This window comes from Streptosporangium pseudovulgare (assembly GCF_014648055.1).
GTDB classification, from domain to species: Bacteria; Actinomycetota; Actinomycetes; order Streptosporangiales; family Streptosporangiaceae; genus Streptosporangium; species Streptosporangium pseudovulgare.
In genome coordinates this window covers 1-15,488 of the sequence record NZ_BMQJ01000039.1, presented here as the reverse complement: position 1 = coordinate 15,488, position 15,488 = coordinate 1, and the positions used below count along the sequence as shown (strand labels likewise).

The 15,488-nt window shown below is 71.5% G+C and carries 13 protein-coding genes; 8 read left to right on the top strand and 5 right to left on the bottom strand.

Annotated elements, in window-relative coordinates; translation table 11 throughout:
* Positions 1-64 precede the first annotated feature (64 nt).
* Positions 65-973, top strand: a complete 909-nt coding sequence (locus tag IEZ10_RS37655; RefSeq protein WP_229812059.1) for an SDR family NAD(P)-dependent oxidoreductase — start codon at positions 65-67, stop codon at positions 971-973.
* A gap of 183 nt (positions 974-1,156) precedes the next feature.
* Here IEZ10_RS37655 and IEZ10_RS37650 read toward each other — a convergent pair whose 3' ends face one another.
* Complete coding sequence (locus IEZ10_RS37650; RefSeq protein WP_189251281.1) at positions 1,157-2,347, bottom strand: amidohydrolase; 1,191 nt, start codon at positions 2,345-2,347, stop codon at positions 1,157-1,159.
* Between the two features lie 104 nt (positions 2,348-2,451).
* Here IEZ10_RS37650 and IEZ10_RS37645 point away from each other — a divergent pair, with 104 nt between their 5' ends.
* The 3 genes from IEZ10_RS37645 to IEZ10_RS37635 all read left to right on the top strand — a co-directional run bounded on the left by IEZ10_RS37645 (position 2,452) and on the right by IEZ10_RS37635 (position 5,606).
* Positions 2,452-3,180 (top strand): GntR family transcriptional regulator, encoded by a 729-nt coding sequence (locus IEZ10_RS37645; RefSeq protein WP_189251280.1) that lies wholly within the window; start codon positions 2,452-2,454, stop codon positions 3,178-3,180.
* A 119-nt stretch (positions 3,181-3,299) separates the two neighbouring features.
* Entirely contained in the window at positions 3,300-4,409 is a 1,110-nt protein-coding gene (locus IEZ10_RS37640; protein WP_189251279.1) for a DUF5925 domain-containing protein, read from the top strand.
* Between the two features lie 90 nt (positions 4,410-4,499).
* Positions 4,500-5,606, top strand: coding sequence for a serine hydrolase domain-containing protein (locus IEZ10_RS37635; RefSeq protein WP_189251278.1), 1,107 nt, complete (start codon positions 4,500-4,502; stop codon positions 5,604-5,606).
* Between the two features lie 191 nt (positions 5,607-5,797).
* Here IEZ10_RS37635 and IEZ10_RS37630 read toward each other — a convergent pair whose 3' ends face one another.
* Positions 5,798-6,742: an alpha/beta fold hydrolase gene (locus tag IEZ10_RS37630; RefSeq protein WP_229812058.1), complete on the bottom strand. Its 945-nt coding sequence runs from the start codon at positions 6,740-6,742 to the stop codon at positions 5,798-5,800.
* Between the two features lie 89 nt (positions 6,743-6,831).
* Here IEZ10_RS37630 and IEZ10_RS37625 point away from each other — a divergent pair, with 89 nt between their 5' ends.
* Positions 6,832-7,419 (top strand): TetR/AcrR family transcriptional regulator, encoded by a 588-nt coding sequence (locus tag IEZ10_RS37625; protein ID WP_189251276.1) that lies wholly within the window; start codon positions 6,832-6,834, stop codon positions 7,417-7,419.
* Positions 7,420-7,598: 179 nt separating this feature from the next.
* Here IEZ10_RS37625 and IEZ10_RS37620 read toward each other — a convergent pair whose 3' ends face one another.
* Complete coding sequence (locus IEZ10_RS37620; protein WP_189251275.1) at positions 7,599-8,174, bottom strand: DoxX family protein; 576 nt, start codon at positions 8,172-8,174, stop codon at positions 7,599-7,601.
* A 213-nt stretch (positions 8,175-8,387) separates the two neighbouring features.
* Positions 8,388-8,774 (bottom strand): VOC family protein, encoded by a 387-nt coding sequence (locus IEZ10_RS37615; protein WP_189251274.1) that lies wholly within the window; start codon positions 8,772-8,774, stop codon positions 8,388-8,390.
* A 149-nt stretch (positions 8,775-8,923) separates the two neighbouring features.
* Here IEZ10_RS37615 and IEZ10_RS37610 point away from each other — a divergent pair, with 149 nt between their 5' ends.
* A complete protein-coding gene (locus tag IEZ10_RS37610; RefSeq protein ID WP_189251273.1) occupies positions 8,924-9,853 on the top strand; it encodes a LysR family transcriptional regulator in 930 nt (309 codons plus the stop codon).
* A 254-nt stretch (positions 9,854-10,107) separates the two neighbouring features.
* Entirely contained in the window at positions 10,108-11,139 is a 1,032-nt protein-coding gene (locus IEZ10_RS37605) for an aminoglycoside phosphotransferase family protein (protein WP_229812057.1), read from the top strand.
* 135 nt (positions 11,140-11,274) lie between these two features.
* Here IEZ10_RS37605 and IEZ10_RS37600 read toward each other — a convergent pair whose 3' ends face one another.
* Positions 11,275-14,052 carry a helix-turn-helix transcriptional regulator gene (locus IEZ10_RS37600; protein WP_189251272.1) on the bottom strand — a complete coding sequence of 926 codons (2,778 nt, stop codon included), beginning with the start codon at positions 14,050-14,052 and terminating at the stop codon, positions 11,275-11,277.
* Positions 14,053-14,119: 67 nt separating this feature from the next.
* Between IEZ10_RS37600 and IEZ10_RS37595 the strand changes: the two genes are divergently transcribed.
* Positions 14,120-15,343 (top strand): GNAT family N-acetyltransferase, encoded by a 1,224-nt coding sequence (locus IEZ10_RS37595; protein WP_189251271.1) that lies wholly within the window; start codon positions 14,120-14,122, stop codon positions 15,341-15,343.
* Positions 15,344-15,488: the final 145 nt, after the last annotated feature.

Here is a 15,488-nt window from a genome sequence, read left to right as displayed (position 1 = left end):
CTTCGACGGTCGGCCTGACCGACCCGGACGACAGCGTCCCCGACCACACCTGGAGAACGTACAGATGAAACTGAGCGACATGACGGGCAAGACCGCCCTGGTCACCGGCAGCACCGCGGGGATCGGCCTGGAGACCGCACGAGGCCTGGCCGAACGGGGGGCCTCCGTCATCCTGGTGGGAATCGATCACATCCGGGCGCAGCAAGCCGCGCAGGAGATCCGCGCCAGCGCCGGACACGATCGGGTGAGCGCCTTCGCAACCGACCTCACCGGCCTCCACGGGCTGCTCCAGCTCGGATCCTGGATCGCCGAGCGCTACGAGGCCCTGGACGTCCTGGTCAACAACGTCGGCATGAACCGGCCAGGCCGGGAGCTGACCGCCGACGGTGTGGAGAAGATGTTCGCCGCACACGTTCTCACGCCGTTCACCCTCACCCACCTGCTCCTGCCGCAGCTGAAGCGCGCCGGCCACGCCCGAGTCGTCAACCTGACGGGCGGCATTCCCGGCGGCCCCATCCAGCATGACAACCTTCTGGGCGAGCGCCGCTTCATCGGGTGGACGTTCAGCCACTACAACCACACCAAGACCATGACGATGGCCCTGACGGCCCGGCTCGCCCGGGAACTGCGCGGCACGGGGGTGACGGCCAATGTGGTCTACCCCGGGCACGGCTACACGCCGATGAACAGATCGACCCCGATCGCCGCTTTCCCGAGGCTCTACCGGCCGATCGCGCCCCTGGTCCTGAAGGTCGTCGCTCCGCTTTTCCTGTCGGATCTGACCCGATCGGCCCGCTCCAGCGTCTATCTGGCCGCGAGCCCGGAGGTGGAGGGCCTCACCGGCGCCTACTTCGACGACAAGTGCCGCCGCAAGCCGTTGCCGGCCAGCGCTCTCGACGAACGCAACCAGAGCGCCGTGTGGGACCTCTGCGTCCGGCTGAGCTCGGACGCGCTCACAGGTACCCAAGCTTGATCGAAGCCGCCGGCGGTCACCACCGCCATGGGGCCCGTTCGCTCCCTTCCACCGTCATCGGCGCCCTGGCGGCACGTCACAACAGGATCGACGCCGTTCGGGGCTCATGACGCGTTTCCCCTTCCCGGACTCGGCCATGGCTCCCTCCGGCCCCTTCGGCGCCCTCCGCGGCACCGGGGGCCGTCAGGCGAGGCGGCCGTCGCGGGCGACGATCCGGCCGGCCTTGACGACGAGGGACCGGCGCGGGCGCACGCACACCGCCTCGGCCGCGTTGCGGGCGTCCACCACCACCAGGTCGGCGCGGTCGCCCACGGCCGGGCCGTGGCCTTCGAGGCCCAGGGCGCGGGCGGCGCCGCGGGTGGCGGCGTCCAGGGCCAGCTCGATGTCCTCGTCGCGCGCGCCGGTGCCCCTGGCCTGGAAGAAGGCGCGCTCCAGCATGTCTCCGGTGCCGAACGGGCTCCACAGGTCGCGGACGCCGTCGTTGCCCAGCGCCACTGGGACGCCGGCCTCGGTCAGGGCCCGCAGCGGCAGCGTCCCCCTGGCCGGGGCGATGGTGGCGAGGGCGATCCCGGCCCCGGCCAGGCCCTCGATCAGCCGGTCGCGGGTGGCCGGGTCGGCGTCGCCGAGCGCGAAGCCGTGGCTGATGGTGACCTTGCCGCCCAGTCCCAGGGCGCGGGTCCGCTCGATGATGAGCTCGAACTGCCAGGTGCCGAGCGTGCCGCCGTCGTGCAGGTGGATGTCCACGCCCGCGCCGTACCGCCCGGCCAGGCCGAAGATCACATCCAGGTGCCTGACGGGGTCGCGGTCCACTCCGGCGGGGTCGAGCCCGCCAATCATCTCGACCCCCGCCTTCAGCGCCTCCTCCAGCAACGTCTCCGTGCCGGGGCTGATCAGCATGCCCGCCTGCGGGAAGGCGACGAGCTCGGCGGAGATCCGGCCGTCGAGGCGCCCGACGGCCTCGCGGACCGCCTCGACGGAGTCCAGGCCCACCAGCGGGTCGACGTCGACGTGCGACCGGACGTGCGTGGTGCCGCAGACGATCATGTTCTCGAGCAGGGCGGCGATGTGGTCGGCGTTGGGGATGCCGAGCTCGGGCCGCCGCTCCTGGCCGTTGCGGATCTTGCCCATCAGGCCGGGGCCCGAACTGTGCGGCACCCAGGGGCCGCCCCACAGCGTCTTGTCCAGGTGCGCGTGACCGTCGACGAGGCCGGGCAGCACGAGCCGGCCGTTCAGGTCCTCGACCTCGCCCGCGAAGCCGTCCGGTCCGCCCGCGCCGGGTGTGAGCAGCGCGGCGATCCGGCCGTCGCGGATCAGCAGGTCGGCGGGGCCCTCATGGCCCTGAATCCGGGCGTCGCGCAGCAGCAGCTCGCTCATGCTCTTCTCTGTCCTTCTCTCCCACGGTGACGTCGCGAGATTAGCGGTATACCAATATCGGGGGCAAGTAGGCTGACTCCGAAGCAGGGAGGAAGGGGCGGAAGTTGAGCGCGTTGCGCGACCGGGCCTACGAGACGCTCAAGCAGCGCATCGTCGAGGTGGAGCTGCGGCCGGGGGAGCGGCTGGTGGAGCGCGACCTCGCCGCCGAGCTCGACGTCTCCCGCATCCCGCTCCGCGAGGCGCTGCACCTGCTGGCCGCCGAGGGCCTGGTGGTCATCGTCCCCAACCGGGGCGCCCTGGTCAGCCCGCTCACCCCCTCCGACGTGCGCGACCTGTTCGACGTGCGCGAGAGCCTGGAGGTGCTGGCCGCGCGCCTGGCCGCCGGGCGGGCCGGGGCGGGCGACCTCGCGCGGCTGCGCGGCTGCCTCGACCGGGCCCGCGACGCCGTACGGCGGGGCGACCGCCGGGGCGTCGTGACGGCCAACGCCGAGTTCCACGCGGAGATCGTCGAGGCCGCCGGGAACGCCCTGCTCGGCACGTTGATGCGCCCCCTCGACGCCCAGCTGCGCCGGCTGTTCCTGCTGACCTCCGAGCGCGACCCCGCCAGGCAGTGCGCCGAGCACGAGGAGCTCTACACCGCGATCGCCGGCGGCGACGCCGACCGGGCAGCCGCCTGCGCGCTGCGCCACGTCGCCGACGGCCGCGAGCCGACGCTGGCACTCGCCGGGCGGTGGGCCGCCGACATCGACCCGGTCGAGGTGACCCGTACCCGCCGCCGCCGGACCGAGCCGAGCGCCGCCGGTCACCCGCGTTCCTCCTCGCGGCGCCTCTGAGGCGGCGGCCCGCTCGAACGGGCCGCGCTCCCGGCCGGCGTCGCGGAGCCCCGGCGGCGCCGCCGGGGCTCCGATAAAACCCGTCGAACTCCGCGACGGCAGAAGGGATCATTGCCGTCATGTCCGTACTCAAGGAGGTCCCCTTCCGGCCGGAGCCGCGCCCGGCCGAACTGCCGATGAACGTATGGCTGGACGACGGCGACTCGGCGGTCGACGTGATCGACGCGCTCGCGCTGTCGCCCTTCGCCACCGGCGCCCAGCCCTGGTCGCGCACCGCCTCCCTGGAGCGCGTCCGTCCCGGGGCGCCGCTGATGCCGGCCACCGGGACCCTGGTCAGGGCGGCGTCGGAGGAGGGCGGCCGCGACTCGCGGCTGGTGTGCGGGGAGGGCTGGACGCTGCGCGTGGTCCGGTACCGCAACCGGGCCGCCACGATCAGCGTGACCGCGGTCGACGAGGAGCTGGCCCGCTCGGTGCTGGAGGAGGTCACCAGGGACGCGGCGGAGCCCGCCCCCGAGAGCGACCACGTCGAGATGGGCTTCTGGTGGCAGGGCTCCCACGGCGGCCGCCGCTCCAGCAAGCCGATCACCGCCTCCCCCTGGGAGCGGATCAGCGGCAACTACGCCCGGTCCCTGGGCGGCCCGCTGACGCGCCTGATGTCCGTCACCCCCGCCGACGTGCGCGGCCGCCTGGTCCTGCTGCACGGCCCGCCCGGTACCGGCAAGACCACCCTGCTGCGGACACTCGCCCACGAGTGGCGGTCGTGGTGTCAGGTGGACTGCGTGCTCGACCCCGAGCGCCTGTTCAACTCTCCCGGATACCTGATGGAGGTCGCGGTCGGCTCGGACGAGGACGGCGAGAACGAGAAGTGGCGGCTGCTGGTGCTGGAGGACTGCGACGAGCTGATCAGGTCCGGAGCCAAGGAGGCGACCGGGCAGGGGCTGTCGCGGCTGCTCAACCTGACCGACGGCCTCCTCGGCCAGGGCCGTGACGTGCTGGTGGCCATCACCACCAACGAGGACCTGGCCCGCCTCCACCCCGCCGTGGTCCGCCCCGGCCGCTGCCTCGCCCAGATCGAGGTGGGGGCCCTGCCCCACGACGAGGCGGCCGCCTGGCTCGGCACCGCCGAAGGCGTCCACGCCTCGGGCGCCACGCTGGCCGAGCTGTTCGCCCTGCGCGACGGTGTGGCCGGCCCGCCGGAGGCACCGGAGGCCGTCGGCCTCTACCTCTAATAGGTGCCGAGGATCGTATGGTCCTCCAGGAGGAGCGGGTCGGGCCTGAAGCACGAGGCGGATCCGCGCGGGACATCGAACACTGGGGGCATGAGGAAGACGAGAGGCACCGCGGTGCTGGCACTGGCCGCGGCTGTGGGAGCGGCGACGGTCGGAGTGACGCCGGAGGCGTCGGCCGCGACACGGAGGTGCGACACGAGCGCTCTGCAACGGTCGCTCGACGCGATCGTGAAGGCGGGGGGCACACCGGGCATCCTCGCGACGGTCGGCTCCCCGGCGTGCAGGCAGGCATCGCTGGGCAGCGGGGTGGCGGACATCCCCGCGGGCCGGCGGATGCGCGGTGACGAGCGGATCAGGATCGGCAGCATCACCAAGTCGTTCACGGCGACGGTGGTGCTCCAGCTCGTGGCGGAGGGCAAGATCAGCCTGGACGCGCCCCTGACGCGGTACCTCCCGAACGAGAAGATCACCGTGAGGGACCTGCTCCGGCACACGAGCGGGCTCGGCGACTACACGTCCTCGGACGAGATCGACGCCTTGCGCGACCGCTTCAGGCACTTCGAGCCCGACGACCTGTTCGCGATCGGGCTGCGCGTACCGCGGTCGGACAAGCCGTGGAACTATTCGAGCACCAACTACGCCCTCCTGGCCATGATCGTGAAGCAGGTCACGGGCGACGACATCGGCACGGAGATCACGCGGCGGATCCTCAGGCCGCTGAAGCTCACCAGGACGTGGTGGCCGGGCGACGACCCGCGCATCCCGGGACGGCACGCGCACGGTTACGTCTACGACGAGGGTGAGCGGTACGACACCACCAAGTGGAACATGACCTACGGCGGCGCGGCGGGCGCGCTCGTGTCGACGGCCTCCGATCTGAACCGCTTCTGGGCCGCGTTGCTCGGCGGCAGGCTGCTGCCCGCGGCCCAGCTCAAGGAGATGCGCGCGACGGTCCCCGCGGATCCGGCGCGCATGTGGCCGGGCGCCAACGCCGGGCTCGGGCTGTACGAGACCAAGCTGAAGCACTGCGCGGGCACCTGGGTCGGGCACGGCGGCGGCTTCAACGGCTACCGCACGATCGCGGCCTCCAGCCCCGACGGCCGCCGCCAGGTCACTCTCGCGATCAATCGCCACCCGAGCGAGATCACGCCCCGGCTCCTCGACCTCGCCGACGCCACCCTCTGCGCGCTGCGCTGAGGCGGCGAGGAGATCACGGCCCCGCCGGCCCGTCCTCATTCGTGACCCGCGGAAACGCTCTTGCGAGGCACATCCGGGCGGAAAGCCACGGTAAGCCGCTCAGCGTGGCTCCGCCGACGGGACCTCGTTTCGATGCTCGTCATGCCCGATCTCCGCCCGGGCGCGGCCCCGGCCGCCGGGCAACCTCACGATCAGCCGAGCGCCGCCGAATCGGTGCGGTCGACCTCGTCGATGAAGGCGAGGACCCTGGCGTTGACGCGCTCGGGGAACTCGCCGTTGATGGCGTGGGAGGCGTCCGGCCACAGTTCGACGACGCCACGGGCGAGCAGGCGGCGGGCGCGCAGGGCGGCCTTGCGCGGATTGTGGATGATGCTGCGCCCGGCGATCAGGGCGAGCACCGGCACGTCGACTCCCGCCACCTGGTCGTCCGTGGGATACGTCGGAGGCGGCAGGAAGGCGGTGAAGTCCCGCATCCCGGCCGAGATCAGGTTGGCGACGGGTTCGTCCTCGGAGGCGTCGGCTCCGCCGGAGATCCAGCTCAGCAGCTTCCGGCGCCACGACTCGGGGAAGAACGGCACCACCGAGCCCAGCGACATGACGACGACCTTCCAGGTGAACCGGCCGAAAAGGCTGGCCGGATCGAGCAGGCTCACCGAGGCGACCTTCTTCGGAACGCGCAGGGCGAGGTGAAAAGCGCTCCACCCCCCGATGGACACCCCGAAGAGATGCACCCGGTCGAGGCCGAGCCGGTCCAGCAGCTCCGCCAGCCAGTCGGCCTGGTCGGCCGCGCTCGTGAACGCCCGGGTCTGTACCGACAGGCCGGGCTCGCCGAGCAGGTCGACCGTGTAAACCGGCCGGTGGGCGATGAGGCCGGCCAGATTCGCCTCCCACATCGGGGTGGCCGCGGTGCGTCCCGGCAGCAGGAGAAGCGGTACGCCGTCGCCGGTGCCGAAACGATAGACCCGGACGGTCCCGAAGCGGGTCGCCACGTCCTGGGTCTGATCGGGTTCGGGAAGCCGGGCCATGGCCTGGTCATAGGCGTTCCGGTAGCGCGCGAAGGCGGACGCGTCACGGAAGTGGCCGAGCCGCCGCGGGCGGAACGCGGCTCCGATGTTGGGCTCCACGGGGTCGTTCACGTACGGGATCCTCCGTTCACCTTTTGCAATACGATCGCATCGCATCAATATCACGATACACTCATATTGCGAAGAGAGGAGGCCGGGCCGTGCCGAAGCAGGTGGATCACGCGGCGCGGCGGGCGGAGATCGCCCAGGCCGCCCTCAGACTGTGCGCGCGGGACGGCCTGGCCGGTGTGAGCATCGGGCGGGTCGCCCAGGAGGCCGGCGTCTCCAAAGGGCTCGTGCAGCACTATTTCGCGGCGAAGGCCGACCTGCTGCGCGCGAGCGCACATCTGCTCAGGCAGGAGATCGAGCACCATGTCCGCGCGGCGCTGCAGGACGCCGACAGCCCGGCCGACACGCTGCGGCGCACGTTGCTCGCCGTCGTCGAGCTGGGCGTGCGCGCTCCCGTGCTCCTGCTCGCCGGGCACGCGTTCCTGGCCTGGTCCGTCGCCGACCCTGAGGTACGCGGGCTGTATCGCGCGGGCGGCGACGCGGTCCATCGCGAGATCACCGCGCTCGTGGCCGCCGCCGCTTCGGAACCCGGCGTCGATGCCGGCGCCGAGGCCCACGTGCTTCTCGGGCTCGCGCGCGGCCTGGCCGACGGCGTGCTGATCGGGGAACTGGGCGTCGCGGAGGCGGTCGCGGTCCTCGACCACCAGCTCGGCCGGATCGGCTTGCCGACGGACCTGTGACGGGAGGGCGGGTTCCCGGAACACGTCGCCGCCGAGAGCCGGTGGCCGTGGTCACCGGCGAAGGTGAGCCGGCGGGCGGAGCGGCCATGACCCTCGTACGTTCCGCGTTCCCGCCGGGAGGACTCAGGTCACTCGACCGATGGTTCCTGCCGGTACCAGGCCCCACGCTGGGCGAGGTATCAGAACTGCACGGTGGTCATCGTGTACCACGTCGGAACGAATGTCAGCAGGGCCAGTGCGCCGAGGACCACGAACGACCCGAGTGCGCGTGAGGTGGTGATGATCTCGGGTGCGATGGGCCTCAGCTTCCCTCGTCCGACCGTGATGAACGCCGAGACGCCCCCCAGCAGCAGATTCGCGGGCACCAGTTCATACTCGCCGCGCACGATGTGAAAACCGGCCGCGAGGATCATCGTCAGTGTCAGGCCGGCGGCGGCGAGCGGCGTCAGCATCGGTTTGACCTTCGCCATCGCCGGCAGGATCAGGCCGACGCCGCCCAGTACCTCACAGACGCCGATGAAGACGATCAGGGGCTGCGGCACCGCGGCGTACCAGGCCACGGCCCGGGGCGCTGCCGCGTACAGAGCTTCGTCGTACAACAGCACCTTGCCGAAGCCGCTGCCGGCGAAGAAGAAGCCGAACAACGCTTGTAGCGACCAGAGCACGCCGTTGAGCGTGAACCTCATACCGCCCCTCTTGGGCTGCTGCTCTGTGTCCTTGGCGCCGAGCAGGTCGTTACTGACGTGCAGGTTCATATTTTTCACTGCCTTTTATCGGTTCAGCCGGGAAAATCTTCGTGGGCTTATCGGGTCAGAGATGGGTGTCATGCGGTGGGTGGGTCCGAGGTCGAGAGCGGCGGCGCCAGGCGTTGCGGCCAAGGTGATGCGTGCTCACCGTGGCGCGGGGTCGATCCCGGCGGCTGCCGGGGGGCTTGTCGGCCGTGGCGTTGATGCGGCGCGCCAGTGCGCCTACGTCCCGGCGGGCGGGACCCATTCGACGAACTGGGCCACGATGCCGTTGGGGTCGGTGAGCTGGAAAAGCCGTTCGCCCCAGGGCTCTTCCCGTAGCGGCGTCGCGACGGGGGCGCCTTCGCGGCGCAACCGTTCGTGTTCGGCGGCGACGTCGGTGATGGTGAAGGACACCATGACCCCCGCCGGTCGCTGCTCGCGGATCCTGCCCGGAAGTTGCCGGCTGCCGCGCGTCACCAGCACGATGTCGGCGCTGTCGGGACGGGCGAGAGTGACGAAGCCCCTGGCCGTCACCGTTTCGTGAAAGCCCAGATGGGCGGTGAAGAAGTTGCTGGAAGCCGTCACGTCGTCGACGTTCAGCGATACGGCTGAGCTGATGATGTGCATGGCGTTTCCCCTGGAACGGAGTGTTCGAATGCCCGGTGGGCATCACCGGCTTTCTGGACGCCCTCCAGCCTGGCCGCAGGCCGGCACCGGCGACAACGCCAGGTCCGATAATGTGCCTTAACCTCTCGCTTAACAACGAAAGAGCATGCGTGGAGCTGCGGGACATCGAGATCTTCCTGACCCTGGCCGAGGAACTGCACTTCGGCCGGACCGCCGAGCGGTTGCACGTGACGCCCGCCCGTGTCAGCCAGGCGATCAAGAAGCAGGAGCGCCGTATCGGCGCCGCCCTTTTCGAACGCAACAACCGGGCCGTGACGCTGACGCCGATCGGCAGGCAGCTCTTCGAGGACCTCGGGCCGATGTACCGCGGCCTGCACGACGGCTTGGAGCGCGCCGTCCGCGCAGCCGGCGGAAAGACCGAAGTGCTGCGCCTGGGCATGCTCTCCAGCAATGTCCAGGACTTCCGGCCGCTGCTCGACGGGTTCCATGCCCGGCATCCCACGTGTGAGGCACAGATCCGCTACGTCGGATTCGGTGACCCGTTCGGGCCGTTACGCGACGGGGAGGTCGACGTCCAGATCGCCTGGCTGCCGGTCAGGGAGGCTGACCTCACGGTCGGGCCGGTCGTCCGCATCGAGCCCGTCGTCCTCGCCGTCGGAGCCGGCCACCGGCTGGCTCAGCGGAAGACGGTGTCGTACGAGGAGCTGGCCGGCGAAGTCGTCATCGGCGGGGCCAAACCCGACTACTGGCGCGAGGCCCTCGTCCCTCGCCACACCCCCAGCGGGCGGCCGATCCGCGTGGGGCCGACCGTCACCGCCGAGAGCGAGATGCTCCCCATCCTGTCCAACGGCGAAGCCGTCGCGCTCGTGCACTCCCACGCCGGCCGATACCACTCCCGGCCCGACATCGTCTACGTGCCCGTCCACGATGCCCCACCGGCGCAATGGGCGCTGCTGTGGCGTACCGCCACCGAAACCGACCTGATCCGCTCCTTCGCGCACACCGCCCGCCAGGTCGGACCCAGCGTTGCCAGAGGTGAGCGATCCGCGGACAGCCGCCGGCGCGGAAAAGGATCCTGATCGCGCGGATTCCTCAGCCGGTCGCCGCTCCCGGCGCCGGCGGGCCTCGTCGGAGGGGACGTTCCGCACCGTCCGGCACGCGCGGCAGGTCAGGGGTGCGGCCGCCGGGAAAGGTCGTGCCGAACGACTCGCAGACGTGATCCACCAGGGCGGCGACGCGGCCCCTGGAGGCGAGGTCCTCGGCGAACGTGGTGCGGCGGCGGCCGACAAGTGAACCTGCTCTCCCAGGGCGTGTCCCGTGATCACGTGGCTGGGTGTCAGAGCCGTATCTGGATGGAAGCGACGTCGAACGTCCGCGCGTTCCAGAGAATTCGGTTGACCTCGTCAATATGGTCACTGATGTGCTTCCTGTAGCCGACACCGAAGAGCGATACAACGCGATCGATGACGCGCAACTGCTGGCAGGGGTGCTGGCGCTATGTGAACACCTCGGGCTGGCGGGCGAAGCCGTGGCCTTCGATGAGGGCTCCCTACCGGTCTACGCCGTCGGTGACGACCTGGTCATCAAGCTCTACCCGCCGCTTCGCAAGGAGGAGCTGCCCGTCGAGCGGGACGTGCTGCGTGCGCTGGAGGGCCACCTGTCGGTCCCCACGCCGGGGGTCAAGGATGCCGGTGAGTTCCACGGGTGGGGCTACATCCTGATGGACAGGCTGCACGGTGAGGACCTCAAGCGGGCCTGGCCGAAGATTCCGCGGCGTGAGCGGGAGCGCCTTGCCGTACAGCTCGGGAAGGCGCTTGCGGAGTTGCACGCCATCACCCCGCCGGACGTGCTCGGCCCGCCTGACTGGAGCGCCTTCTGCGCCGAGCGTGCCGCAGTCACAGCCGAGCAGAACCGGGCCGGCGGTTTGGACCAGACGTGGCTGGATCAGATCCCGGGGTTCCTGAACTCGGTCGGCCTCGAACCGGGTGAGCCCGTTCTATTGCACACCGAGTTCATGGACGTGCACGTGTTGGTTCGGGAGGAAGCAGGTGCCTGGAGGCTGTCGGGGTTGTTCGACTTCGAGCCCGCGATGCGTGGCGCTCGCGAGTACGACCTGGTCGCCGTGGGGGTCTTCCTTACGGGTGGCGACCGGTTGCTGATGCGTGCCTTCCTGGACGGTTATGGCTACCCCGAGGAGCGACGGGCGGCGCTGCCCCGCAAGGTGATGGCTTACGCCCTGCTGCACGTGTACTCGCACCTGCCGTGGTATTTCCGGGAGATTCCTGCTTCGGGCGCCACCACCTTTGACGAGCTGGCCGACCGCTGGTTCGGGATTGAGGAGGGCCGCCTTCTCCGGCCCCTTTGACGGGATGTCGGCGGGTGGGGCGTGTCGCGCCCCGGCCGCGTGCTGATGCGCGCGCACCACGGTGGAATCGACGCTGACGGTCCAGTCCTCACCTTCAGGCGTTCCTCATCCACGCGAATGATCTCCACCAAACCGCTACCGAAGATCACGAGACGCGCCCTGGGGCTCGTCCACGAGCCGCTGCCTATGGGCCATGACCGCCGCCTCGGTACGGGTCGTGGCGCCCAGCTTGCTCAGGATGTGGGAGACGTGCACCCCCGCCGTACTCGGTGAGATGTGCAGCCGGGCGGCGATCTGCCGGTTGCTCAGGCCCTCGGCGATCAACCTGAGCACGTCGCGCTCGCGTTCGGTGAGCCCGCCCTGGGCCGGTCGGGGCCGCCCGAGCAGGGCGATCTCGCGGGCGAGCGGTGCGGCGCCCAGGTCTTCGGCCAGCCGCGCGGCTTCCCTGAGACGGGACGTCGCGCCGGGCCGGTCGCCCGCCGCCAGCGCGGCTCGCGCGCCGTGGACCAGGCTCAGCGCCAGCTCGTACGGCTGCCGCAGCTCCCGCCAGGCACCCGCGGCGTGGTCCCAGCCGTCATCCTCGATCAGCGCGCGCAGCATGGTCTGCCACGCTCGGTCGAGCGGCCCGTCCACGCCGAGCGCCGCATCGGCCGCGGAGAGTTCGGCCTGTCGTTTCTCGACCCGTTCCCGTAGGTCCTTGCCGTCGCCGTGCGCGAGCCGGGCCCGCTGCGCCAATGCGCCGGCGACCAGGACCGGCCGGGCGTCGCTGCTGTAGATCCGGGTGAGCGCCGGATCGGCCAGCGCCCGATCCAGAAGCAGGTCGGCCCTCTCGTGGTCGTCCTGGGCGACGGCGAGCAGGCAGAGCAGCCGATAACGGGGGAACATGCCTCCGTTGTCGGTGTGCTCCACCTCCGCCGCGGCGTCGGCCGCCCCGGCCAGGTCTCCGCGCAGCAGCGCCAGGTAGCCGGCGAGCGCGCGCAGGGCCTGCCGCGGCAGCGGTGGCGGGTCCTGCCGGAGGCTCTCCTGCAGTACGGCGGCCGCCTCGTCCCACCGCCCGGCCAGGATCAGGCTGTGTCCGGCGAAACGCGCGAGTTCGGCGCCCCGGCTGCGGCCCAGCCCGTACCGGCGGGCGTGGCGGATGCCGTCGCGGGCCGCCTCGATGGCGCGGTGCTGGTCGCCGGCCTTGGTGTGCAGGGTGGCCTCGTACATGGGGACGGTCATGAGCAGGTCGTGGCCGTCGAGCCGCTCGGCCAGCGTGCGGGCCTGCGCCAGCATCCCGAGGTCGCGCGTCATGGACCCGATGCCCAGCAGCCCACGGATGGTGACCATGGCATCGCCGGTGCGCCGGCCGATGGCGAGCGCCTCCTCGAACGTCTTGCGAGCCCTTTTCACGTCCGGCAGCAGGCCCATGGACAGGACCCCGAGCAGCCGCCCCCGCTGGACGCCGTCGAGGGCGGCGGGCAGCAGCTCGAGGGCTCGTTCCCAGTCGGAGACGCCGGTCCCCTCCAGCCGGTGCCGTAGCCTGCCCCGATGCTCCAGCAGCAGGGCGGCCCGCTCGGGCTCGCGCCGCTCGTCCACCTCGGCCAGCCCGGCGCCGGCGTACTCGACCCCGCGAGCGTATTCGCCGCTGAGCATGCAGGCCTTGGCCGCGCCGGTCAGGACGTCGATCCTGTCGGCGCCCAGCCGCGCCTGCGGATCCCAGAGTTCCAGGACCTGATCGAGCAGACGGACCTGCTCCTCGTAGGCGTAGGACCTGCGCGCCTGGTCCGCGGCCAGGTACGCGGCCGACAGGGCAAGCCCGCGGTCCCCGGCGGCGTAGGCGTGCGCGGCCAGCTCCGCATGGGCGCCGGAATCGCGCAGGGCCTCCGCGTAGCGCGCGTGCAGGCGCGACAACTCGCCGGGCAGCAGGTCCTCGTACACCGCCTGCCGGATCAGGGCATGGCGAAAGTCGTAGCCGTCCCCTGCCGTGACGAGCAGGCCGCGGTCGACGAGCTCGCGCAGCAGAGCGTCCAGCCCGGCCCCGTCCTGCCCGGCCACCTGCGCCAGCAGCCGGTGGCCGACCCGGCCGCCCGCCGCCGAAGCGATGCCCAGCAGCTCGCGTGCCGGGCCCGGCAGCGACCGCGGGCCGTGCAGGAGCAGGTCGCGCAGGCTGTCCGGGGTGCGCTCGCCGGCGCGGGCGAGCGCCTCGACGAACAGAGGGTTGCCGTCGCTGCGTTCATGGACGCGGCGTACGGCGGCCGCGTCCTGCTCGGCGCCGAGGATCGCGGCCAGTTGCCGGCCCACGTCCTGCCGATCCAGGCGCTCCAGCCGCAGCGTGGTGGTGCGCGGGCGGCGGGTCAGCTCGGACAGCAGCGGCCCGGGCAGCCCGTCGCCCGTTTCCGGCGGACGGTAGGTGATCACCAGGAGCACGCCGGCCTGGGTCAGGTTCCTGGCCAGGAAGCCGAGCAGCTCGCGGGTGGCGGCGTCGGCCCAGTGCAGGTCCTCGATCGAGACGACGAGCGGCTGGTCCGCGGCCACGCGCTCGACCAGCGTCAGAACCTCCTCGTACAGCCGGTGCTTGCCGCCTTCCGCGTCGCCCGCTTCGCCGAGCTCGGGGAACCAGCGGGCCAGCTGGTGGTACGGCCCCGGCAACACCCCTTCGACCCGGATCAGCCTGCGCAGCACCGTCACGAACGGCGCGTACGGCAGGCCGTCGCCGCCCAGCTCCGCGCAGGCGCCCTCGACCACCCGTACGCCCGGACCCAGCGACCGCGCGAACTCGGCGAGCAGCCGCGACTTGCCGATCCCGGCCTCTCCGGCCACCAGCGCCACCGCCGGCCCCTGCCCGATAGCGGTGTCCAGGGCCGTCGCCAGCGCCGACAACTCCTCGCCCCGGCCGATGAACACAGGGCTGACCACGCGCTCCGCCACCACGGTGCCAGCATATAAATACACAGATCACCCGATGTGCGGTGCCTGTTTATCCGGCCACTCTCGAAGCATGACAGTGACCTACCCCCTGCGGACCATCCGCGCCGACGAACTCGACACGTGGGCTCGCATGATCACCACGACCTACGGTCAGGACTGGTACGAGGGCGGCCTGAGGAACGCCGCCTCCTCCATCGAGCCCGGACGCACGATCGCGGCCTACGACGGCGCGGAGATCGTCGGCGGCGCGTCGATCTACGGCCGCGTCATGACGATCCCCGGCGCGGCCGTGCCCGTCGCCGGCATCACGCTCGTCGCGGTCCTGCCCACGCACCGGCGCCGCGGCATCCTCACCGCGATGATGCGCAAGCAGCTCACCGACCTGCATGAATCAGGCGGCGAGCCGATCGCCGCGCTCAACGCCGCCGAGGCCACGATCTACGGCCGCTTCGGGTACGGCATCGCCAGCCACGTCGCCGAGATCCAGGGCGAGAAGAAGTCCATGGCCCTGCGGCCCGGCATCGACCTCGGCGACGGCACGATCCGCCTGCTCCGCCGCGAGGAGGCGCGTCCGCTGCTGGAGAAGGTCTATGACACCGCCCGCCTGAGAGCGGTCGGCTGGGTCGACCGTACGGAGAAGTTCTGGCAGGCCCGGCTCGCCGACGGCGAGCGCGCTCGCGACGGCGGGACGGAACTACGCTTCGCCGTCCACCTGGAGAACGGCGGCGAGGTCACCGGCTACGCCCTCTACCGCTCCAAACCGCGGCTGGTGCAGGTCATCGAGGTCGCGGCCACCACCCGCCAGTCGTACGCCGCCCTGTGGCGCTACCTCATCGACCTCGACGCGCACGCCGGCCTCACCTACGACGGCGCCATCGACGAACCGCTGAGGCACCTGCTGGCCGACCCGCGCGCGGCCCGCACCACCGTGATCGACAACCTCTGGGTCCGCCTGGTGGACGTGGACCGCGCACTGATGGCACGCCGCTACTCGGTCCCGCTGGACCTGGTCCTGGAGGTGCAGGACCCGTTCTGCCCATGGAACGCGGGACGCCACCGCCTGCTGGCCGACGGCGACTCCGTCACCTGCGAACGCACCCGGGCCCGGCCCGACCTGCGGCTGACCTCGGCCGAGCTGGGCGCGGCGTACCTGGGCGGCACCACCCTGACGTCCCTGGCGGCCGCGGGCCGGGTGGAGGAACTGCGCCCCGGGGCGGTCGCCACCGCCTCGCTCGCCTTCCGTGGCGAGCGGGAACCGTTTCACCCCTCAGGCTGGGCGTTCCCCGCCTTCTGACCCGCCGAAGGCGAAACCATGACCGACAGAACGAACGATCCCGCGACGAGCCGGTGACGAGCCAGACCTTGCTCATGATGTCCTTCCGTTCTTTCTGCGGTGGTGGTGGCGGTCGTGCGGCGGTCGCCGCGCGACGGGGTCAGGG